Origin of the sequence: Nonomuraea sp. NPDC049709 (assembly GCF_040674815.1) — a bacterium.
GTDB lineage: Bacteria > Actinomycetota > Actinomycetes > Streptosporangiales > Streptosporangiaceae > Nonomuraea.
The window spans coordinates 14,439-34,198 of sequence record NZ_JBFANM010000056.1 but is presented as its reverse complement, the minus strand read 5'-3'; the positions used below and the strand labels follow the sequence as shown (position 1 = coordinate 34,198).

General features: G+C 72.0%; 20 protein-coding genes. 5 read left to right on the top strand and 15 right to left on the bottom strand.

Annotated features, from left to right (window positions below; translation table 11 throughout):
- Positions 1–10: 10 nt before the first annotated feature.
- The 3 genes from AB0J69_RS42045 to AB0J69_RS42035 form a co-directional block, all read right to left on the bottom strand.
- Positions 11–424, bottom strand: a complete 414-nt coding sequence (locus AB0J69_RS42045) for an SPW repeat protein (protein ID WP_364129910.1) — start codon at positions 422–424, stop codon at positions 11–13.
- Between the two features lie 76 nt (positions 425–500).
- The gene (locus tag AB0J69_RS42040) at positions 501–1,805 is read right to left on the bottom strand and encodes an acyltransferase (protein ID WP_364129908.1); all 1,305 of its coding nucleotides are present in this window, start codon (positions 1,803–1,805) and stop codon (positions 501–503) included.
- A 21-nt stretch (positions 1,806–1,826) separates the two neighbouring features.
- Positions 1,827–4,391, bottom strand: a complete 2,565-nt coding sequence (locus AB0J69_RS42035) for an ATP-dependent Clp protease ATP-binding subunit (RefSeq protein ID WP_364129905.1) — start codon at positions 4,389–4,391, stop codon at positions 1,827–1,829.
- A 297-nt stretch (positions 4,392–4,688) separates the two neighbouring features.
- Between AB0J69_RS42035 and AB0J69_RS42030 the strand changes: the two genes are divergently transcribed.
- From AB0J69_RS42030 to AB0J69_RS42020, 3 genes are all read left to right on the top strand, one after another.
- The gene (locus AB0J69_RS42030; RefSeq protein ID WP_364129903.1) at positions 4,689–5,852 is read left to right on the top strand and encodes a site-2 protease family protein; all 1,164 of its coding nucleotides are present in this window, start codon (positions 4,689–4,691) and stop codon (positions 5,850–5,852) included.
- Between the two features lie 124 nt (positions 5,853–5,976).
- Entirely contained in the window at positions 5,977–6,438 is a 462-nt protein-coding gene (locus AB0J69_RS42025; RefSeq protein ID WP_364129901.1) for a hypothetical protein, read from the top strand.
- Complete coding sequence (locus AB0J69_RS42020) at positions 6,435–7,079, top strand: TetR/AcrR family transcriptional regulator (RefSeq protein WP_364129899.1); 645 nt, start codon at positions 6,435–6,437, stop codon at positions 7,077–7,079. The genes AB0J69_RS42025 and AB0J69_RS42020 overlap by 4 nt, the downstream gene beginning before the upstream one ends.
- On the opposite strand, the gene AB0J69_RS42015 is transcribed toward AB0J69_RS42020, so the two are convergent.
- From AB0J69_RS42015 to AB0J69_RS41995, 5 genes are read right to left on the bottom strand one after another with little or no spacing between them, the layout of a single operon-like run.
- Positions 7,033–7,854: an ABC transporter permease gene (locus AB0J69_RS42015; RefSeq protein WP_364129896.1), complete on the bottom strand. Its 822-nt coding sequence runs from the start codon at positions 7,852–7,854 to the stop codon at positions 7,033–7,035. The two genes, AB0J69_RS42020 and AB0J69_RS42015, sit on opposite strands and share 47 nt — an antisense overlap.
- Positions 7,851–8,570 carry an ABC transporter ATP-binding protein gene (locus AB0J69_RS42010; protein ID WP_364129894.1) on the bottom strand — a complete coding sequence of 240 codons (720 nt, stop codon included), beginning with the start codon at positions 8,568–8,570 and terminating at the stop codon, positions 7,851–7,853. The genes AB0J69_RS42015 and AB0J69_RS42010 overlap by 4 nt, the downstream gene beginning before the upstream one ends.
- 15 nt (positions 8,571–8,585) lie before the next feature.
- Positions 8,586–9,554 carry a phosphotransferase family protein gene (locus AB0J69_RS42005; protein WP_364129892.1) on the bottom strand — a complete coding sequence of 323 codons (969 nt, stop codon included), beginning with the start codon at positions 9,552–9,554 and terminating at the stop codon, positions 8,586–8,588.
- Positions 9,551–10,741: an acyl-CoA dehydrogenase family protein gene (locus tag AB0J69_RS42000; RefSeq protein ID WP_364129890.1), complete on the bottom strand. Its 1,191-nt coding sequence runs from the start codon at positions 10,739–10,741 to the stop codon at positions 9,551–9,553. The genes AB0J69_RS42005 and AB0J69_RS42000 overlap by 4 nt, the downstream gene beginning before the upstream one ends.
- Positions 10,742–10,795: 54 nt before the next feature.
- The gene (locus AB0J69_RS41995; protein ID WP_364129887.1) at positions 10,796–11,578 is read right to left on the bottom strand and encodes a CPBP family intramembrane glutamic endopeptidase; all 783 of its coding nucleotides are present in this window, start codon (positions 11,576–11,578) and stop codon (positions 10,796–10,798) included.
- Between the two features lie 105 nt (positions 11,579–11,683).
- On the opposite strand from AB0J69_RS41995, the gene AB0J69_RS41990 reads away from it, so the two are divergent.
- On the top strand, positions 11,684–12,061 hold the full coding sequence (locus AB0J69_RS41990; protein ID WP_364129885.1) for a DUF6285 domain-containing protein: 378 nt from the start codon (positions 11,684–11,686) through the stop codon (positions 12,059–12,061).
- Here AB0J69_RS41990 and mctP read toward each other — a convergent pair.
- The 4 genes from mctP to AB0J69_RS41970 all read right to left on the bottom strand — a co-directional run bounded on the left by mctP (position 12,030) and on the right by AB0J69_RS41970 (position 15,272).
- Complete coding sequence (gene mctP, locus AB0J69_RS41985) at positions 12,030–13,637, bottom strand: monocarboxylate uptake permease MctP (protein ID WP_364129883.1); 1,608 nt, start codon at positions 13,635–13,637, stop codon at positions 12,030–12,032. The two genes, AB0J69_RS41990 and mctP, sit on opposite strands and share 32 nt — an antisense overlap.
- Positions 13,634–13,843, bottom strand: a complete 210-nt coding sequence (locus AB0J69_RS41980; protein ID WP_364129880.1) for a DUF3311 domain-containing protein — start codon at positions 13,841–13,843, stop codon at positions 13,634–13,636. Before AB0J69_RS41980 ends, mctP begins: the two co-directional genes overlap by 4 nt.
- 227 nt (positions 13,844–14,070) lie before the next feature.
- Positions 14,071–14,724 carry a carboxymuconolactone decarboxylase family protein gene (locus tag AB0J69_RS41975; protein ID WP_364129878.1) on the bottom strand — a complete coding sequence of 218 codons (654 nt, stop codon included), beginning with the start codon at positions 14,722–14,724 and terminating at the stop codon, positions 14,071–14,073.
- A complete protein-coding gene (locus tag AB0J69_RS41970; RefSeq protein WP_364129876.1) occupies positions 14,724–15,272 on the bottom strand; it encodes a VOC family protein in 549 nt (182 codons plus the stop codon). The genes AB0J69_RS41975 and AB0J69_RS41970 overlap by 1 nt, the downstream gene beginning before the upstream one ends.
- Before the next feature lie 78 nt (positions 15,273–15,350).
- Between AB0J69_RS41970 and AB0J69_RS41965 the strand changes: the two genes are divergently transcribed.
- The gene (locus tag AB0J69_RS41965; RefSeq protein WP_364129873.1) at positions 15,351–16,241 is read left to right on the top strand and encodes an SDR family oxidoreductase; all 891 of its coding nucleotides are present in this window, start codon (positions 15,351–15,353) and stop codon (positions 16,239–16,241) included.
- On the opposite strand, the gene AB0J69_RS41960 is transcribed toward AB0J69_RS41965, so the two are convergent.
- Genes AB0J69_RS41960 through AB0J69_RS41950 form a run of 3 tightly spaced genes read right to left on the bottom strand, consistent with a single transcriptional unit; the run spans position 16,232 to position 19,671 of the window.
- Positions 16,232–17,173: a WYL domain-containing protein gene (locus AB0J69_RS41960; protein ID WP_364129870.1), complete on the bottom strand. Its 942-nt coding sequence runs from the start codon at positions 17,171–17,173 to the stop codon at positions 16,232–16,234. The genes AB0J69_RS41965 and AB0J69_RS41960 overlap by 10 nt on opposite strands.
- The gene (locus AB0J69_RS41955) at positions 17,155–18,750 is read right to left on the bottom strand and encodes a CocE/NonD family hydrolase (protein ID WP_364129867.1); all 1,596 of its coding nucleotides are present in this window, start codon (positions 18,748–18,750) and stop codon (positions 17,155–17,157) included. The genes AB0J69_RS41960 and AB0J69_RS41955 overlap by 19 nt, the downstream gene beginning before the upstream one ends.
- Positions 18,751–18,810: 60 nt before the next feature.
- Complete coding sequence (locus tag AB0J69_RS41950) at positions 18,811–19,671, bottom strand: DUF4394 domain-containing protein (RefSeq protein ID WP_364129864.1); 861 nt, start codon at positions 19,669–19,671, stop codon at positions 18,811–18,813.
- Positions 19,672–19,760 lie beyond the last annotated feature (89 nt).

Sequence of the window (19,760 nt, the reverse complement as noted above, 5' to 3'; positions counted from 1 at the left end):
GGCCCTATTCTCACCGCCTTCGCGTCATGCCCATGCCGCACGTGACCAGGCCCAGAATGAGGATGATCGCGCCGACAATGACGTTCGTGATGATCCCCGACGTGTTCGTCTCACCCCTGATCACCCAGGGTGCCAATATGGTCCACACCCCGATGAGGGGTGCGGTCCACGCGATGCCGTACGTGCGGCCGTACGCCGAGCTGAAGCCCAGCGCCAGCAGCGCCACGGCGATCCCGGTGACCAGGTTGTTCACGGTGAGCGCCCCGAGGTTGGTGAATCCCACGATCCACGGCGACAGCGCCAGGAAGAGCCCGGCCAGCAGGGTCAGCCCGTCCGCCGCCTGAACCGCCGGATTGGCCGCGGCTACCTCGTACCTCTCCCGCATGCTGATGATGTCGGGATGCCGCTCCATCTCGCGGGTCATCGGTGACATCACCTCCCGATTGCGTTGACGGGACCTTCTCCCGTCGCCCGCCTCCCACTACCCACTTCCGGCCGTCTCACACCAGCGGAGGGCCCGTTGACCTGCGACGACGGGCGTGGCGCAGCACGGCGGCCCCGGCGAAGTAGGCGACCAGGGCCGGGGTGGGCAGCCCTGCCACGCCGTGGTCGCCCGGACCGGCCGACGCGGCGCCGAGCAGCCCGGCCAGCACCCCCGCCGTCCCGGCCAGCGCCGGCACGACCGGCGCGGCGCGGGGATCGGGCAGCGGGCCGGAGCGCTGCTCGATGGGCCCGAACACCGCCACCAGCACCCCGAGGATCAGGGCCAGCACGACGATCCACGGCACCCGCAGCAGCACCCAGGCCGTCGAACCGGCCGGCGGGTCCGGCAGCACCCCCGTCGGATACAGCGCCAGCACCCCCAGCACGGCGGCCGTCATGTGCCACAGGAACAACGTCATGATCACGGAGTTGACCGCGACCACCACCGTCCACGGGCGCAGCCGCCGCAGCCACCGGTTGACCGGGTCCTGCAGCCACATGGCCAGACCCGTCTGCGCGACGGCCAGCGCCAGCAGTGCCAGGCTGGGCGGCGAGGTGTTCACCCCCACCATGCTGATCGGGTACGGGCCGGGCACGGTCAGCGCGACCAGCGCGGCGAGCCCGCCGAGGGCGAGCGGCAGCGCGACGGAGCGCCGCGCCGGCAGGCGCCCGTCCTGCCAGGCGAAGCCGGCCTGGTGGACGGCCAGCCAGGCGAACAGGAAGTTCCCCTGGTCGACGTACGGAATGTGCCACGCCATCCGCGCCGCGTCACCCACGCCGACGAGGACGACCAGCACGACCGGCACGGCCAGTCCGTACCGGCGGTGCAGGGCATGCGTGAGCGGGGTCAGCACCACGACGGCCAGGTAGACCACGAGGAACCACAGCGGGATCGCCGCCGCCCAGACGCCCATCCCGATCAGCGCGGAATCGGCGCCCAGCGCCCGCGCCGACAGGGCGGCCACGGTCAGCACGCCCAGCAGCGCCGTGGTGGGCCGGACGAGCCGGTCGGTACGCCGCAGGATCCAGCTCGACGCGGTGCCGCCGCCGTCCCGATGGGAGGTGAAGGAGGCCGCGTTGGCGAAACCGCCGACCAGGAAGAAGATCGGCATGACCTGGAACAGCCAGGTCAGCGGCCGGGTCCAGGGTACGGTCTCCAGGGCGCTGCCGCCGTGCAGGCCACCGTCGTCGCTCACGTACACGACCAGCCAGTGGCCCATGACCACGGCCGCGATCGCGACCGCGCGCAGCAGGTCGACCTGACGGTCCCGGCGCGCCGGCGTGTCCGCGGCCAGCCGGCGAATCCGCCGCAGCGTTCCCATGAGCGTCGTCAACGAGGCCGGTCACAGGTAGGGGCCGGTCAGGTCCGGCTGGTCCTCCTCGGGGAGGCGCGGTTCGGGCCGGGCCACGACGTGCGGCTCGACGTCCGGCCCGGGCTCGGTCCCCGGATCGAGCACGGTGATGGCGAGATCGCCGTCCCTGACCCCGATGTGCGCGCGCTGGTCCCGCCTCAGCGTGCCGTCCAGCAGCAGCCGCGACAGCGTGTTGTCGAGCTTGCGCTGGATCGTCCGGCGCAGCGGCCGGGCCCCGAAGTGCGGCTGGTACCCCTCATGCGCCAGCCAGTCCACGGCCGCCGGCTCGAGCTCCAGCACGACGCCCTGGGCGTGCAGCCGCCGCCGGGTGTCCTCCAGCAGCAGGACGGTGATCTGCCGGAGCTGCTCGGCGTCGAGGCCGCGGAAGACGATGATCTCGTCGACCCGGTTGAGGAACTCCGGCCTGAACCGCATCTGCAGCAGCCGCATGAGCTGGCCGCGCAGCCCCCGGGCGGCCTCGCCCGGATGGGACATGATGAGGTCCGCGCCCAGGTTGGAGGTCATGATCAGCACGGTGTTCCGGAAGTCCACCGTACGGCCCTGCGCGTCGGTCAGCCGCCCGTCGTCCAGCACCTGCAGCAGCAGGTTGAACACGTCGGGGTGGGCCTTCTCGATCTCGTCCAGCAGCAGGACCGAGTACGGCTTGCGCCGCACCTGCTCGGTGAGCTGGCCCGCCTCCTCGTAACCGACGTATCCCGGCGGGGCGCCGACCAGCCGGGAGACGGTGTGCCGCTCCTGGAACTCGCTCATGTCGAGCCGGATCATCCGCTCCTGCTCGCCGAACAGCGACTCGGCCAGCGCGCGGGCCAGCTCCGTCTTGCCGACCCCGGTGGGCCCGAGGAACAGGAAGGAGCCGATGGGCCGGTCGGGGTCGCTCATTCCGGCCCGGGAGCGGCGTACCGCCTCGGACACCGCCGCGACCGCCTCGTCCTGGCCGATCACCCGCTGGTGCAGGTGCTCCTCCAGGGCCAGCAGCCGGTCCTTCTCCTCCTGGGTGAGCTGGGAGACGGGGATGCCGGTGGCGCGGGAGACCACCTCGGCGATCTCGTTCGGGGTGACCTCGGCGACCCCGCGCCGGCAGCCGCGGGCCTGCCCGACCTGGGACTGCAGACCGGCGATCTCGTCGCGCAGCTCGCGGGCGCGTTCGTAGTCCTCGCACTCCACCGCCTGCTGCTTCTCCCGCTGCCGGTGCTCCAGCTGCTCCTCCAGCTCGCGGGTGCCGGCCGGCGTGGTCCTGGTCTGCAGCGCCACCCGGGCGCCCGCCTGGTCCATCAGGTCGATGGCCTTGTCGGGCAGGAACCGGTCGGAGACGTAGCGGTCGGACAGCTCGGCCGCGGCGACGAGCGCGTCGTCGGTGAACTTGACCTGGTGGTGGGCCTCGTACCGGTCGCGCAGGCCGCGCAGGATCTCGATGGTGTCGGCGACGCTCGGCTCGGGCACCAGGATGGGCTGGAAGCGCCGCTCCAGCGCGGCGTCCTTCTCGATGTGCCGGCGATACTCCTCCAGCGTGGTGGCGCCGATCACGTGCAGCTCGCCGCGGGACAGGGCGGGCTTGAGCATGTTCGCGGCGTCGATGGAGCCCTCCCCGCCGCCCGCGCCCACGACGGTGTGCAGCTCGTCGATGAAGATGACGAGCTCCTCGCGGTTCGCGCGGATCTCCTCCATGACCTTGGTCAGGCGCTCCTCGAACTCGCCGCGGTACTTCGTGCCCGCCACCATCCCGGCCAGGTCCACCTGGACCACGCGCTTGTCCTTGAGCGTGTCGGGCACCTCGCCGTCCACGATGTGCTGCGCCAGCCCCTCGACGATCGCGGTCTTGCCGACGCCCGGCTCGCCCAGCAGAGCCGGGTTGTTCTTGGTCCGCCTCGACAGCACCTCCACCGCCTGCATGATCTCGTTGTCACGGCCGACCACGGGGTCGATCGCGCCCTCCCGGGCGACGGCCGTCAGATCCCGGCCGTACTGGTCGAGGGTGGGGGTGCTGCTGGGCGCCGGCTGCTGGCCCGCCAGCGGCTCGGCGGCCCCCATGCCCTCCGGCGCGAACGACTGCGGGGTGACGCGCGCCCCGCGCAGCAGCCGGCCCGCCGTCGAGTGGGGATTGGCCGCCAGGGCGAGCACCAGGTGCTGCGCCCCGATGTACGACGCGCCCGTGGCGTGCGCCACCTGCCGGGCGTCCAGCAGCGCCCGCTTGGCCGCCGGGGCCAGCGGCATGGGGCCCTGGCGCGGCTCGCCCTGCTCGACGGCCTGCTCAACCTCTCCCGCCAGCGCCGCCGGATCCGCTCCCGCCTGCTCCAGCTGCCTCCGGGTCGCCTCCACCTGCGTGGCGGCCCACAACAGGTGCTCGGTGTCGAGGTAGTCGGCGCCCCACTCGGCCGCCTTCTCCGCCGCCGTCCGCAGCAACTCGATCGTGTCCTCGCTGAGCAACCGCTCGATGTCCACGCGACGGGGGAACGCCGGTGGGCCGAGCCCGAAGAACCTGGCCAGCAGATCATCCATCGGGCCGTAGCCGTAATGCCAATAATCACCCGTAGTCATCGATCCTCCCCTCAGGTATCGCCCGTCACGCCCGTCTACCCATGACATCAATCGACAACCACGGCAATTCCGGAGCTATCGGTCAGGCGGCCGGATAGCGGGCACAAGACGCCGCTGCCGGCGAAGGGGCGGACGATGACATCGACCATGGGCAGCGGGCCACCGTCGGCGGCGCCTCCCGGTGACGTGAACTGACCGCGGAGGAACCGCCCGAGTGACGAGAAACACCCGACCATCCGCGTGACCAGCGGCGATGCGCGGGTAAGGGAGGGCGGACAGCTATCCGCGGGAGGCAAGATGCGCTCCTCCATCTCTCTGGGCCGCATCGGCGGAGTCCAGGTCGGGCTCAACGTCAGCGTGCTGGTCATCGTCGTCATCCTGGTCGTGGGGCTGGCCTACGGACACTTCCCCGCGGTCTTCCCCGGCCGCTCCCCCGTGGAGTATCTGCTGGCCGGGCTGACCTCGGCCGTGCTGTTCCTGGGGTCCCTGCTCGCCCACGAGCTGGCCCACGCCGTGACGGCCCGCCGGAACGGCATCGAGGTGGCGCACATCACCCTGTGGCTGCTCGGCGGGGTCGCCGAACTGCGCGGCCAGCCCCGCACGCCCGGCGCCGACATGAGGATCGCCGCCGTTGGCCCCGTGACGAGCCTGCTGGCGGGGGTGCTGTTCGGCGCCATGGCGGTGCTGGTCTCCGCCATGACGGGGACGTCGCTGCCCTCCGGCGTGTTCCTGTACCTGGCCGGGGTGAACGTGCTGCTCGCCGTGTTCAACCTCATCCCGGCCGCGCCACTGGACGGCGGGCGGGTGCTGCGCGCGGCCCTGTGGGCGCGCTGGCGGGACCGCGCCAGGGCGGCGATCGCCGCGGCCCGCGCCGGCCGGGTCTTCGGGTACGTGCTCATCGCCCTGGGCTTCCTGCAGGTCGTCACCGGGCTCGGCTTCGAGGGGCTGTGGCTGGTCCTGATCGGCCTGTTCCTGGTCAACGCCGCCACCGCTGAGGAGCAGCAGACCCGGCTCGGCACCCTGCTGTACGGGCTGCGGGTGGGCGACGTGATGTCGGCCCGGCCCGTCGTCGCGCACCCCGGCCAGACCGTGGCGGACCTGATCGACCAGGTCGTGATGCACCGGCGGCTGTCCACGTACCCGCTGGTGGACGACGACGGCGTGTTCACCGGGCTGGTGACGCTCAACCGCATCCGCAGGGTGCCCCCGCAGGACCGCGCCGCGAAGAGGCTGAGCGACATCGCCTGCCCGCCGGACGAGGTGGCGCGGTCCGGCCCGGACGAGCCGCTGACGGAGCTGCTGAGCCGGATGGGCGGCTGCACGGACGGGCGCGCGGTCGTCCTCGACGCGAGCGGGCACCTGATCGGCCTGCTGACCCCCACCGACCTCAGCCGGGTGGTCGCGACCGCCGGCCTGCGCGGCGCCGGCCGCACTCCCCACCGGGAACGCCACAACGTCTGAACAGGGCGGACCTTCCCGCGTTCCCGCGTGCGGCGCGGACCGGACGGCTAAGGTGGGCGTCCGAAACTCGCGATCTCCCGGCACGTACGGGCCCGGGCCGCGGGCGAGCACACGGGAGGGGAGCATGCGCGACCGGCGTGCCCGCCACCTCATGGGAGCCGCCGCCGGCGTCGCGGCGATCGTCCCCGTCTACTACCTCACCGAGGCCGCCGCCAGGGCCCTGCGCACGGCCACCGCCGCGTTCGGTCCCGCGCCCGCCGGCCTGGGCTACCTGGCGGCGGTGGCCCTGCTCGTCACCCTCCTCACCGCCTGGCCCGCGGCCGCCCTCGGCTGCGGGGTGCCCCTGGCCGCGGCGGGCGTGCTGTTCGCCCTCGACCTGGACGCCGCGGTCGGCGTGGCCGCCACCCTGCCCTGGGCGCGGACCGGCGGGCTGCCGTGGTCCCCGCCGGACGGCGTGCCGTGGGCGGAGCTGGGCGAGCCGCCCGGCACCCTGGCCGGGACGAGCGGCCTGTACGCGCTCATCGGCGCCGTCCTGGTGCTCTCGGCGGTGCTCCCGGCCCGCTTGCGATCTATCCTGGACAGGTGAACGGGCGGGATCCGGATCGGCGCAGTGCGCTGCTCGACGCGGCCGACCGGGTCATCATGAAGGAGGGCCCCGGGGTCTCGATGGCGGCCATCGCCGCCGAGGCGGGCATCACCAAGCCCATCCTCTACCGCCACTTCGGCGACAAGCACGGCCTCTACCAGGCCCTGGCCGACCGGCACGTGCGCAGGGTCATCGCCCAGCTCCGGCCCGAGTTCGCCGCGGCGGGGCCCGACCTGCGCGAGCGGGCCAGGTCGGCCATCGACGTCTACCTCGACCTGGTCTCGGCCAACCTCAACCTCTACCGGTTCCTGTTCCACCGGGCCGGCGCCGAGGACAGCAGGGTCCGCTCCCACATGACCTCGCTGGTGCGCAGCCTGGGGGAGGAGCTCGGCGGCGTGCTGGCCGCCGAGCGGGTGGTGCCCGACCCGGTGCGCGCCCAGGTGCTCGGGCACGCCTTCGTCGGCATGGTGCAGACGACCGGCGACTGGTGGCTCGACCACCGGGAGGTGGACCGGGCGCAGGTGGTGGAGGGCCTGGTGGACGTGATCGCCGCCGCGGTCGCTCCCCGGCCGGAAGGGCCGGTGCCCGGACGGGTCACTCCCCGAAGCGCGACAGCCGCCCGCGGCGCCGGGCATAGCTGAGCGCCCACGCGAACAACCCCAGCGTCCCGGCCAGATAGCCGACGTTGATGGCGCTCGCCCAGGCCAGCCGGTCCCACGGCACCGCCCCGCCCGCCATGACCGTGCGCATGCCCTCGAACACGTGCGAGGCCGGCAGGAACCAGGCCGCCGTCTGCAGCGGCGCCGGCAGCACCGAGATCGGGTAGAAGATCCCGGCCAGCGGCTGCACCACGAACACCAGCGACCAGGCGATCACCTGCGCCTTCTCGCCGAAGCGGAGCACCGCCGCGATGCCGACCAGCCCCAATGACCAGCCCAGCATGAGCAGCACCCCCATGAACGGCACCAGCCCGACCCCCATGGCGCTCACCCCGAACCCGTACAGCGCGTAGGCCAGCCCGGCCATCACCGCCACCGCGAAGGCCACCTTGCCCAGCGAGAACAGCACCAGCCCCACCAGGTATTCGACGCTGGACAGCGGGCTGACCTGCACGTTGAGCAGGTTGCGCGACCAGATGTCCTCGAGGAAGGCGATCGAGATCTCGTTGCTGGCCTTCTGCAGGACCTGCCACAGCAGCACCGCGCCGAGCAGGAACGACACCACGAACGGCACCCGCTGCGTCTGCAGGAACGACGTGACGAACCCCCACAGCACCAGCTCGACCGTCGGCCAGAACAGGATCTCGAACACCCGGACCGGGCTGCGCCGCAGCGCCGCGAAGTCACGCCGGACCACGCCCAGCACCCGGGTGCGCCGGGCGGCCAGGCTCAACGGGGGCAGGGTCAGATGCGTCATCCGCGGGCCACCTTAAGGAACACCTCTTCCAGGTCCTCGGCACCGTAGTGCCCGGCCAGCTCCGCCGCGCTGCCGGCCGCCACGATCTCGCCCCCGGACAGGAAGTGGATCCGGTGGCACATGCGCTCGACCTCCCGCATGTTGTGCGAGGTGATCAGCATGGAGCTGCCGCTCTCCCCGGCCACGCGGGACAGCAGCCCCCGGATCCGGTCGCCGGCGTCGGGGTCGAGGTTGGCCGTGGGCTCGTCGAGCACCAGCAGCCGGGGCGCGTTGAGCAGCGCCTTGGCCAGCTGCACGCGGGTGCGCTGGCCGGACGACAGCGCCATCACCTGCCGCCTGCTGATCGGGCCCAGCTCGAACAGCTCGATCAGCTCGTCCACCCGCAGGCGGGGGCGGCGCACCGCGTACAGGCGGGCGAAGGCGTCGAGCACCTCGTGCACGCGCAGCACCCCGGGCAGATCCACGTAGCTCGCGGCGAAGTTGACCTGGCTCAGGACCTCGACCCGGTGCCGGGCCAGCTCCATCCCGAACATCTCGATGGTGCCCGCGTCGGGAGTGATCAGGCCGAGCAGCATGTGCAGGGTGGTCGACTTGCCCGCGCCGTTGGGGCCGAGCAGCGCGACGACCTCGCCCTCACCGACGGTCAGGCTCACGTCGCGAACGGCCGTGACCGCCCCGAACCGCTTGACCAGATGGGAAGCTCGCAGGATGGTCACCGACCAAGCGTGCGGTCAGGAAGGGCGGCCAGGCAACGGGTTTTCCCGCAGCAGCCGCAGCAGGTCCCACTCGTTCTCGCACACCCGCCGCCCGATCGCGGCCAGCTCGACCGACCGCGCGCCGCCGCGCAGGTGCCGCATGGTCTGCATGACGCAGATGATGCCCCACTTCAGCACGCCGAACGTCTCCCACCAGCGCAGCGCGTCACGGTCGACCGCCTGCCCGCCGGCCTCCTCGTAGGCGTGGATGAGGTCGCTGTAGTCGCCGAACCCGCCCACCGGCAGCTCGGAGCCGAACCGCCACGCCTTCACGCACAGCCAGCCCAGGTCCTCCAGCGGGTCGCCGGTGTGCGCGAGCTCCCAGTCGAGCACCGCCCTGATCCCCTCGGGCCCGACGATGAGGTTGCCGTTGCGGAAGTCGCCGTGCACGACCGTCGGCCGCCGGCTGCGCGGGCGGGATGCGGCCAGCCGTCGCAACGCCAGCTCGAACACCGGATGCGGCTCGCCGAGCTGGTCCAGCACGTCCCGCCAGCGCAGCAGCGGGTCCTGCCCCTGATCCTCCGTCACCGGGACCGCCGACAGCGGCATGCGGTGGATGGCGGCCAGCGCCTGCCCGCACTGCCGGGCCAGCCGGGGCCGCGCCGCCGCGTAGGCGTCGTCGCGCAGGATCTTGCGCGGGATCGTCTCGCCGGGGACGCGGGTCATGAGGATGTACGACTCCCCGCAGGCGATGATCCGCGGCACCGGCACGCCGGCCCCGGCGGCGGCCCGCATCAGCCTCGCCTCGGCGGCCAGGCCGGAACCCGCCTCCGTGGGGGCGCCGGGCGAGTCGAGCCGCAGGATCAGCTCGTGCCTGCCGCCGTCCTGGGTGACGACGTCGAGGGCCCAGGTCTCCCGCGAGGCCCCGCCGGGCAGCCGGACGGAGGACCCGATCGCCGCGCCGGCCCCGAACACCTCACGGGTGATCGTCTGCGGGTCGGTCATTGGCGGCCGAACTCCCAGGTGCCGCCCGCCGCGTACGAGCCCAGGATCCGCCGCCCCACCGAGTCGATGTGCACCTCGTCGGGCCCGTCGTAGATGCGCCCCGCCCGCGCGTGCCGGTACATCCGGTCCAGTGGCGTGTCGGGGGTCAGGCCGGCGGCGCCGTACACCTGGATGGCCCGGTCGATCACGTTGTGCAGCATCCGCGCGCCCACCACCTTGATCGCCCCGATCTCCACCCGGGCCTGCGAGCCCGCGTCGATCGCCTCGGCGGCGTGCAGCGTGAGGAGGCGGGCGGACTGGATCTCGGCGTAGGAGTCGAACACGTGCTGGCGCATGAGCTGCTTGGCGGCCAGTGGCTCCCCGAAGGCGGTGCGCTCGTGCAGCCGCCGGCACATCAGGTCGAAGGCCCGCTGCGCCTGCCCCAGCCACCGCATGCAGTGGAAGATCCGCCCGGGCCCGAGCCGCTTCTGCGCGATGACGAACCCCTGCCCGCGCGGCCCGAGCAGGTTCGACGCCGGCACGCGGACGTCCTCGTAGCGCACCTCGCAGTGCGCCCCGTCGAGGCCCAGCACCGGCGTCTCGCGCACGATCGTGTAGCCGGGGGTGTCCGTCGGCACCAGGATCATGGAGAAGGCCAGGTGGGGTGGCGCGTCCGGCTCGGTCCTGCACATCACGGTCGTGTACGCCGCCCGCGACGCCCCGGTCGTGAACCACTTGTGCCCGTTGATCACCCACTCGTCCCCGTCGAGCACCGCGGCCGTGCCGATCTGCGTCGGGTCGCTGCTGGAGACGCTCGGCTCGGTCATCGCGAAGCTCGGGGAGATGTCGCCGCGCACCAGCGGCTCCAGGTAGCGCTCCCGCTGCTCGGGCGAGGCGTGCTCGTGCAGCATCAGGGAGTCCTGGAGGGTGTAGGTGCCCAGCGCGAGCTGCCCGTACTCGCTGCGGCCCTGCACCTCGTTGACGTAGACGTAGTCGAGGAACGGCAGCCCGCCGCCGCCCAGCTCGCGGGGGTGGCCGAGCGCCCACAGGCCCTCCTTCTTGGCCTCCGCCCGCAGCTCCTCCAGCGCCGTCGCGGCCGCCGGCCCGCCCGCGTGCAGGACGGGCTCGGCGGGCTCGACCCGCTCGGTCATGAACGCGTACACGGCATCGCGGATCGGGCGTACGCCGTCGGGGATGGCGAAGGTCATGAAACGATCCCATCCCGAAACCCCGGCGGCGGTCAACGGCTGCGCGGCGGCCGATCAGGGCAGCCAGCTGACCCGGCCGTGCAGGAAGGCGTACCCGACGAAGGCGACGGCGTCGATGAGCGTGTGCGCGACCACCAGCGGCATGGCCCGCCCCCATCGCTGGTACAGCCGCCCGAACACCAGCCCCATCACCACGTTCCCGACGAACCCGCCGAACCCCTGGTACAGGTGGTACGCCCCGCGCAGCAGCGACGACACCACCACGGCCTTCCACGGCGACCACCCGGCCTGCCCGAGCCGGTGCAGCAGGTAGCCGGCGACCAGCACCTCCTCCAGCACGCCGTTCTGCGCCGCCGCCAGCAGCAGCACCGGCACCTGCCACCACACCTCGGGCAGTTGCCCGGGCACGACGGTCAGGTTCACCCCCGCCGCCCACACCGCCAGGTAGAACGCCAGCCCGGAGCCGCCGATCGCGGCCGCCAGCGCCGCCCCGCGCGCCAGGTCGCCCCCGGGCTTGCGCAGGTCGGCGCCGATCGTCCGCAGCGACTCCCCGGAGCGCACCAGCAGGTACGCCACCAGCCCCACCGGCGCCACCGAGATCGCGATCTGGACGAGCTGCAGCGCCAGGTCCAGCCAGGGCCGGTCGGGTGCCATCGATCCGACGAGCACGGCCCGCTGGCCCTTGAGCTCCCGCGGCGCCGTGAGCGCACCGATCAGCCGCACGAGCGCCACCAGGGCGCTGGCGCCGAGCGAGACCGAGAACACGACGAGGACCTCGGCCCGGATGAGCTTCGGCCCGAGCACCGGGGCGGGTGCGGCGGGGGACTGAGTGTGCATGTGCGCAGATTAGTCGGTACATGATCGGATGCCGATAAAAGCGACATTCCGCCTGGTAGCCGGATGTTCCTTGGGAGCGGGGTCCCGGTCTGCTAAGGAGGTGCTGTGAGGCGTACCGATCCGCACGACGTCCCCACCGCGGCCGAGCTCGTGGCCGCCGTGCGCGACTTCCTCCAGACCGATGTGCTCCCGGCGGTCGACGGCCGGGTCCGCTACCACACCCGCGTCGCCATCAACGTGCTCGGCATGGTGGAGCGGGAGATCGAGCTCGGCCCCGAGCAGGCCGAGCGGCACGCCGCCCGCCTGGCGGAGCTGGGCGTGGCGGGCGACGCCGAGCTGGCCGCCGCCATCCGGGAGGGCCGCGTCGCGGACGACGCGGCCCTCGTGACCGCCCTCGAACAGGCGGTACGCGCGAAGCTGGAGGTGGCCAACCCCGCCTATCCGGGTGAGGTCAGTGGGAGCCGGTCAGATCCAGGTCCTTGACCTCCGGGTCACCCTCGTCGGCGAAGTAGTCGTTCCGGGCGGTCGCGTCCTTCCCGTCGGCCACCTTGGCGGCCCGGAAGATCAGCGTGCCCACGGCCGCCACGATCAGGTTGACGCCCAGCGCCAGGAACCCGGCGTAGATCGTCATCTTGGTGTCGAAGCCCAGGTTCGCCAGCCCGAACGCCGAGCCGCCGAAGTGCTGCTTGCCGTTGGCCGGGTTCGGGATGAGGTAGAGCATCCACATGCCCGCTCCCAGGCCGGCCGCCCAGCCCGCGATCAGGCCGCCCTTGTGGAACCAGCGGGTGTAGAGGCCCAGCCCCACCGACGGCAGGGTCTGCAGGATGATCACGCCGCCGATGAGCTGCAGGTCGATCGAGAACTGCGGGTCGAGCAGCAGGATGCACAGCACCGCGCCCACCTTGACCACCAGCGACACCAGCTTGGAGACGTTGGCCTCCTGGGCGTCGGTGGCGTTCTTGTTCAGGTATTCGCGGTAGATGTTGCGGGTGAACAGGTTCGCCGCGGCGATCGACATGATCGCCGCCGGGACGAGCGCGCCGATGCCGATGGCGGCGTAGGCCACGCCGGTGAACCAGTCGGGGAACATCTGGGCGAACAGCACCGGCACGATCGTGTTCGTGTCGGTCTTGCCGTCGGCCGTGACCGGCTTGGTGCCCGCCGCGATCGCCATGAAGCCGAGCAGCGCGATCAGGCCCAGCACGAGGCTGTAGGCGGGCAGCGCCGACATGTTGCGCTTGATGACGTTGCGGTTCTTGGAGGCCAGCACGCCGGTGAGGCTGTGCGGGTAGAGGAACAGCGCCAGCGCCGAGCCGAAGGCCAGCGTGATGTACTGCAGCTGGTTGTTGGCGTTCAGGATGACGCCGTCGGCCGCGTTGGGGCTGGCGTCGAACTTGGCCTTGGCCGCGTCGAAGATCGAGTCCCAGCCGCCCAGCTTGGCCGGGATGTAGATGACCGCCGCCAGGATCACGATGTAGATCAGCGCGTCCTTCACGAACGCGATCAACGCGGGGGCGCGCAGGCCGGACTGGTAGGTGTACGCGGCCAGGATCGCGAACGCGATGATGATCGGCAGGTGCCCGGTGATGCCCATCGCCTTGAGCACCGCCTCGATGCCGACGAGCTGCAGCGCGATGTACGGCATCGTGGCCACCAGACCGGTGATCGCGATGACCAGCGCCAGCGTCGGCGACCCGAACCGGGCCCGGACGAAGTCGGCCGGCGTGACGAACCCGTGCACGTGCGACACCGACCACATCCGCGCCAGCACCAGGAACACCAGCGGGTAGACCACCACGGTGTACGGCAGCGCGTAGAAGCCGAGCGCCCCGGAGCTGAACACCAGCGCCGGCACCGCCACGAAGGTGTAGGCGGTGTACAAGTCGCCGCCGATGAGGAACCAGGTGATCCACGAGCCGAAGCTGCGACCGCCGAGCCCCCACTCGTTGAGGCTGGCCAGGTCGTTGGGCCGCCGCCAGCGGGCGGCCACGAAGCCCATGCCGCTGACCAGCAGGAACAGCAGGATGAAGACGACCAGCTCGGTCGTGTGCCCGCTCACTTGGTCATCCTGTAGACGATGGTCGTGGACACGACGCCGACCACGATGAAGGCGATCTGCAGCCAGTAGAAGAGCGGGAAGCCCATCAGGCGCGGCTCATCGGCGTTGAACAGGAACGTCAGCAGCGGCAGCACGATCGGCAGGACCAGCAGCCAGTTCCATGGGCTGCGGTCGGTGCGCGGCTGCCCGGGTTCCCCGGTAGTCATCGACCCTCCGATAGGTGGATCAGGAACCGGATGTGACCGGGTCCTGACATCTAGTCAATGGAGGGAGATTAGCTTTACGGGAGTATTAAACCCAATGTCCGCAATGTTACGGTTTGGCCTAAATGTCGAGATGGCCTCTCGGTATGTGAGACCGGGGGCAGGGGTCGCCGGTTGCACAGTAACGACGGTCATGGGGTGAACGGGATCGCCGATCGATGAATGGTCGATTACTCGCGCCCAATGGTCGCGTCGCCGGTGAGGTTGCCGGCGAGCTCGTCGGCGATGTCCTGGGTGCCGTACCCCTCGGGCGCGGGCACCTCGACGATCGGTTCCGGCCGGTCGTCGAACTCCAGCCGCAGCGCCCGCGACATGGTGGCGTGCATCTCGTACAGGCAGATCGCGTACGTCAGCTCCAGGATCTGCTCGTCCGGCAGATGCGCCTTGAGCACGGCGAACACCGCGTCGTGCACCCGTCCGCCGTCCAGCACCAGCGCGTCGGCGTAGGCCAGCACGGCCCGCTCCAGCTCGCCGAACAGGTCGCTGACCGCCCAGTGCTCGACCGCCCGCACCTTCTCCTCCGGCACGCCGAGCGCCCGCAGCTGCTTGCAGTGCTGGGAGAAGACGAACTGGCTCTGCCTCGCCCAGCCCGCCCTGGTCTGGCCCAGCTCGCGCAGCACGGGGTCGAGCGTCATCTCCCGGTAGAGCTGGAAACCCTTGACGCAGTGCCGGAAGATCTTCGGATCGAGCGCGAACACCGTCCACCAGTCGCCCGGCGAGCCGGTGGCCGTGCCCTGCCGGTCGGGGGAGAGCAGGCGGTCGTGGAAGAACGTGACGACCGGGTCGGTCATCTCCTCCCGCGGCACCTGGCGCAGCCGCGGCATCACGCGGTCCGGTCGGCGGCGGTCTTCGGCTCGTGCGTCACGTCGCCCGGCCGCCCGACCCGGCGCGTCCAGGCGGCGAACTCGACCAGCACGCCGTCGGGGTCCTTGAAGTAGATCGACCTGACGAACACGCCGTCGTGCATCTCGGGGGCCACGCCGAACTCGCTGTCGTCGTGGTTGAGCAGCACGCCCACGTCGATGCCCTTGGCGACGAGCCGCTCGCGGTATTCCTCGATCTTCTCCGGCGGCACGTCGAAGGCGATGTGGTTCATGGAGCCGACGGCCGAGAGCAGCTCGCCGCGGTCGGGCAGGTTCTTCGGCGCCGACACGCCGGGCACCCCGTCGGGAGCGTCGGGGAACCAGAAGAAGGCCAGCGCGTTGCCGCCCCCGCAGTCGAAGAAGAAGTGCTGCCCCCAGCCCATGGGCAGCTCGATGGTCTTGATCAGCGGCATGCCCAGCACGCCGGAGTAGAAGTCGACGGTCTGCTTCATGTCCGAGCAGACCAGCGCGACGTGGTTGACCCCGCGAAGCTCGAATTCGCTGTTCATAGTAACTCCCTACTTATCACAGGGTTCTACCGAAAAACATGACATGAGATGTCGGCTTTCGCGGGCACGATCGGTCGCATGATTGCTTTGGTGGCGGGCGCGACCCGCGGGACGGGACGGGGCATCGCGGTGGCCCTGGGGCAGGCCGGCGCGACGGTCTACTGCGCGGGCAGGAGCACGCGCGAGCGGCGCTCGGAGATGAACCGGCCGGAGACCATCGAGGAGACGGCCGAGCTGGTCACCGCGGCCGGCGGGACGGGCATCCCCGCCCCCTGCGACTTCCTCGACCCGGCCCAGGCCGAGGCGCTGGCCAGGCGCGTGGAGGGCGCACACGGGCGGCTCGACGTGCTGGTCAACGACGTGTGGGGCGCCGACAGCCTCTGGGAGTGGGACACGCCGGTCTGGAAACACGACATGGACAAGGGGCTGCGGCTGCTCCGGCTGGCGATCGACACGCACCTCATCAGCGCCCGGCACCTGCTGCCGCTGGTGATCAAGGAGAAGGGCGGCCTCGTGGTCGAGGTCACCGACGGCACCTGGTCGTTCAACGAGACCCGCTACCGGGAGAACGTCTACTACGACCTGGCCAAGATGTCGGTGAACCGGCTGGCGTTCGCCTGGTCGAACGAGCTGCGCCCGCACGGCGGCACCGGCGTGGCCGTGACGCCGGGCTTCCTGCGCTCGGAGGCCATGCTCGACAACTTCGGCGTCACCGAGGACAACTGGCGCGAGGCCAAGGTGGACGTCGCCTGGATGGTCTCCGAGACCCCGCTCTACGTCGGCCGGGGCGTGGCCGCCCTGGCCCAGGACCCGGACCGGCAGCGCTGGTCGGGCAGGTCGGTCAGCAGCGAGGAGCTGGCCGTGGCGTACGGGCTGACGGACGTGGACGGCAGCCGCCCGCGCGTGTGGAGCTTCATCACCGAGGTGCGCGAGAAGGACGGCGAGACCGGCTGGGAGTCCTACCGGTAGAGGCGTGCCATGCGGGCGGCGGCCTCGGCGACCATCGCCCGCAGCTCCGGCGGATCGAGCACCTCCGCCTCCGGCCCGAACCGCAGCACCTGCGAGTACGCCACCGGCACCGACTCCACCGCCAGCCGCACGGTGCCGTCCGGCCCGAGCGAGGCCAGCGCGTCGTCGAGCGCGGCCGGGTCGGCGATGTGCCGCAACATCCGCAGGCCGCGCTCGCTGAGCCGCAGCGTGATCACCTCCCGCAGCAGCGATCGGCTGAACTCCGCCGACTGCCCGGCCCAGAAGGCGGCCAGGTCGAAGTCGGCGTCGCGGACGAACGGCTCGTCCAGCACGGAGATCTCGCCGAACCGGTGCAGCCGGAAGATCAGGAACCGTGTCCCGAGGCGGGCGGCCAGATACCAGACCCCCGCCTTGAGCACCAGCCCGTACGGCTCCAGCGTGCGCGCATTGCCCTTGTAGACGGCCGAGACGCGCCGGTCGCTCCACACGGCCCTGGCCAGCGGCGCCAGCGCGGCCGGCGGCGGGTCACCGCTGGCGAACCACCCCGGCGCGTCCAGGTGGAAGCGCTGCGCCGCGGTCGACGGCGCGTCCCGCAGCGCGGGCGAGAGCGCGGCGGCGGCCTTCAGCCGGGCCGTGGCCGCCACCTCCTGCAGCCCCATCTCGCGCAGCGCGGCCGGCACCCCCGACAGGAACAGCGCCTCCGCCTCGGCCCGGTCCAGCCCGGTCAGCCGGGTCCGGTAGCCGTCGACGAGCCGGTAGCCGCCGCCCCGCCCCCGGTCGGCGTAGACCGGCACGCCCGCCTCCGACAGCGCGAGCACGTCCCGGTGCACCGTGCGCTCGGAGACCTCCAGCTCCTTGGCCAGCTCGGCCGCCGTCATCCCGCCCCGGCCCTGCAGCAGCAGGACCAGCGACATCAGCCTCGAGGCGCGCACAGCGGCAGCACCACGGCCGAGGGGCGGTCGGGGGAGTGGAACACCTCGACGTCCGCGGGCACCATCGCCCCGCCCGCGCCGAGGGGGTCGCCGGTGCCGTGGTTGCGGGCGATCGTCGGGTACGCCCCCGCCGCCACGTGCACCCGGATCCGGTGGTCGCGCCGGAACCGGTGCCCCATCGGCCACAGGTCGACGCCGACCCGGCGCACGCCCTCACCGTCGGGTCCGGGCCCGGAGCCCGGCCGCAGGCGGCGCACGCCCTCGCACACGTTGAGCGAGCGCCCGTCCGGGTGCACGTCGCACACCCGCACCACCACGTCCACGGACGGGGTGCTGGAGCGCACGAACAGCTCCGCGCGTACCGGGCCGATCATCTCCACGTCCGAGTCCAGCGCGGCCGAGCTGTAGACCAGCACGTCGCGGCGCTGCTCCAGCCGCCGCTGGTCGCGCGGCCTGGAGTCGTCCAGCAGCACCGGCCCGCCGATCACCGGCGTCGGATGGGCCGGGTGGTAGCGGAAGCGGTCCGGCTCCGCCTCCAGCGGCCCCTCGGTCCCGAGCCCGAAGCCGTGCTGCAGGTGCCAGCGCTGCTCCCGCATGCCGGGCACCGGCCAGTCGGGATGGTCGCGCCACTCCCCGGCCCCCGTCACGTAGATCCGCACGGGGTCCGGCCGCAGCAGGGAGCGGTCGCCGAGCAGGTGCGCGCGGAACCACGCCGACGCCTCGGCCATCGTGGGCCGGCCGTGCCGGCTGTCGATGTGGTACCAGGGCCCGATCGTCAGGTACGGCCGCCGCCCCGCCGCCCGCAGCGCCGCGTAGTCCTTGAGCTGCCACGGCAGGAACACGTCGTACCAGCCGCCCAGCATCGTGACCGCCGCCTCCACCTCGCCGACCTTCGGCGAGAAGTCGCGCCGGTCCCAGTAGGGGACGGCCGGGTCGGCGTGGTGGGTGAGCAGGTCCTGGTAGAACGGCAGCGGACGCCCGGCCGAGGCGAGGTCGAGCTCCGCCACCGGACGGCCCGACAGGATCGCCCTGCGGGTGAGCCGGGGCGCGGTGAGCACGGCGGCGCCGCCGAAGCGGCGGGACATGCCGTCGGTGAGCGTGGTCCAGCTCAGCGCCGACTCCAGCGCGAACGCGCCGCCCACGTAGGCCGCGTCCCTGAACTGGGAGGCGGTGATCTGCGTGGCCATGGCCTTGAGCTCCGATCCGGCGTACGGCGCGATGGCCCACTGGGTGTAGCCGAGGTAGGAGGGGCCGAACATCGCGAACGAGCCACCGTACCAGGGTTGCTTGCGCAGCCAGGCCACGGTGGCCAGGCCGTCGTCGTGCTCGTCGCCGAGGGGGTCGAGCAGGCCGCCGGAGCCGAAGCCGCCGCGGCAGCTCTGGATGACGACGTGGAAGCCCTGGCGGGCGAAGCCGCGGCCGTAGAACCAGCCGAGCAGGCCGCGCCGGCCGTACGGGGAGCGCATCAGGATGACGGGGGCCCGCCCGCCTCCGGCGGGGGCGTAGTGATCGGCCAGGAGCGTGACGCCGTCGGGCATCGGCACCGGGAGGTCACGCTGGAGCCGCACACGTCTCATGTACTTACCAGTAACATATGCCGCCCGGGGTGCGGTAGCCCGGGGGCATACGTTGCGCAATCAGCTGAGCTGGACGGCGATGTCACTCACCTGACGGTTGGACGGGAACGTTCCAACCACGTTCGCCTTACCGGTCAGCACGTTCACCGTGTGGAAGCGGTACGCGCCGCCGGCCTTGAGCGTGGCGTAGGCGGTGTTCGACACCGTCACGCCATCGCGGAGCCGGCTGTAGACGTCGAACCCGGCGTCGGTCGCCGCGTCCACGCCCAGCTTGCCGGTGGGGGCCAGGTTGCCGGCGTTGGCGGGGGACTGCGCCGAGACCTGGTCGGCCATGGTGTCCACGTCGAACAGCGTCGTGGCGGTGGTGGCGTCCAGGTCGTTGTTGGTGTAGCCGGCGCCGGTCACGCCGGTCGCGGTCGCCCCGGCCGTGGCGGGGGGCACGGGCGGGTTGGTGAGCGTGCCGTCGTTGGCCGTCATGCCCGCGGCGGGGGCGCCGTTCGGGTCGTCGAGGTTGTGCCGCAGGTTCTGGCCGGCGTCGCTGATGACGCGCAGCCGGTTGGCGGCGGGGTTGAAGTCGACGCCGAAGGTCTTGCCGTTGAGCGCGACCGTGAGCTGGGACACCTTGGTGGCCCTGGCCCGGTTGTCCAGCGTGTAGATGCCGCCCTTGTCGCCGACCGCGTACAGCTTGCCGTTCTGCACCCGGTAGTCGATGCCGACGACCTGCATGTCGTCCTTGAGGCCGCTGATCCGGCCGATCCGGTTGACGTCGCGCGGGTCGCCCGCGTCGAAGGTGACCAGGTCGCCCGCGGTGGTCAGGCCGGTGACGCGGGGGCCGTCGTCACGGTGGTGAGCCTGCGCGGGCGAGGCCAGGACCGCGCCCGCGCCGAGCACGGCGGCGGCGAGCACCAGTTGCTTACGCATCAGATCTCCTTGTGTGGGTGTTGCCTTGCCCCTTTCTTCGCCCGCCGCCCGGTTCTGGATGAAGGGCCAGATGATGGCCCGATGGTGGG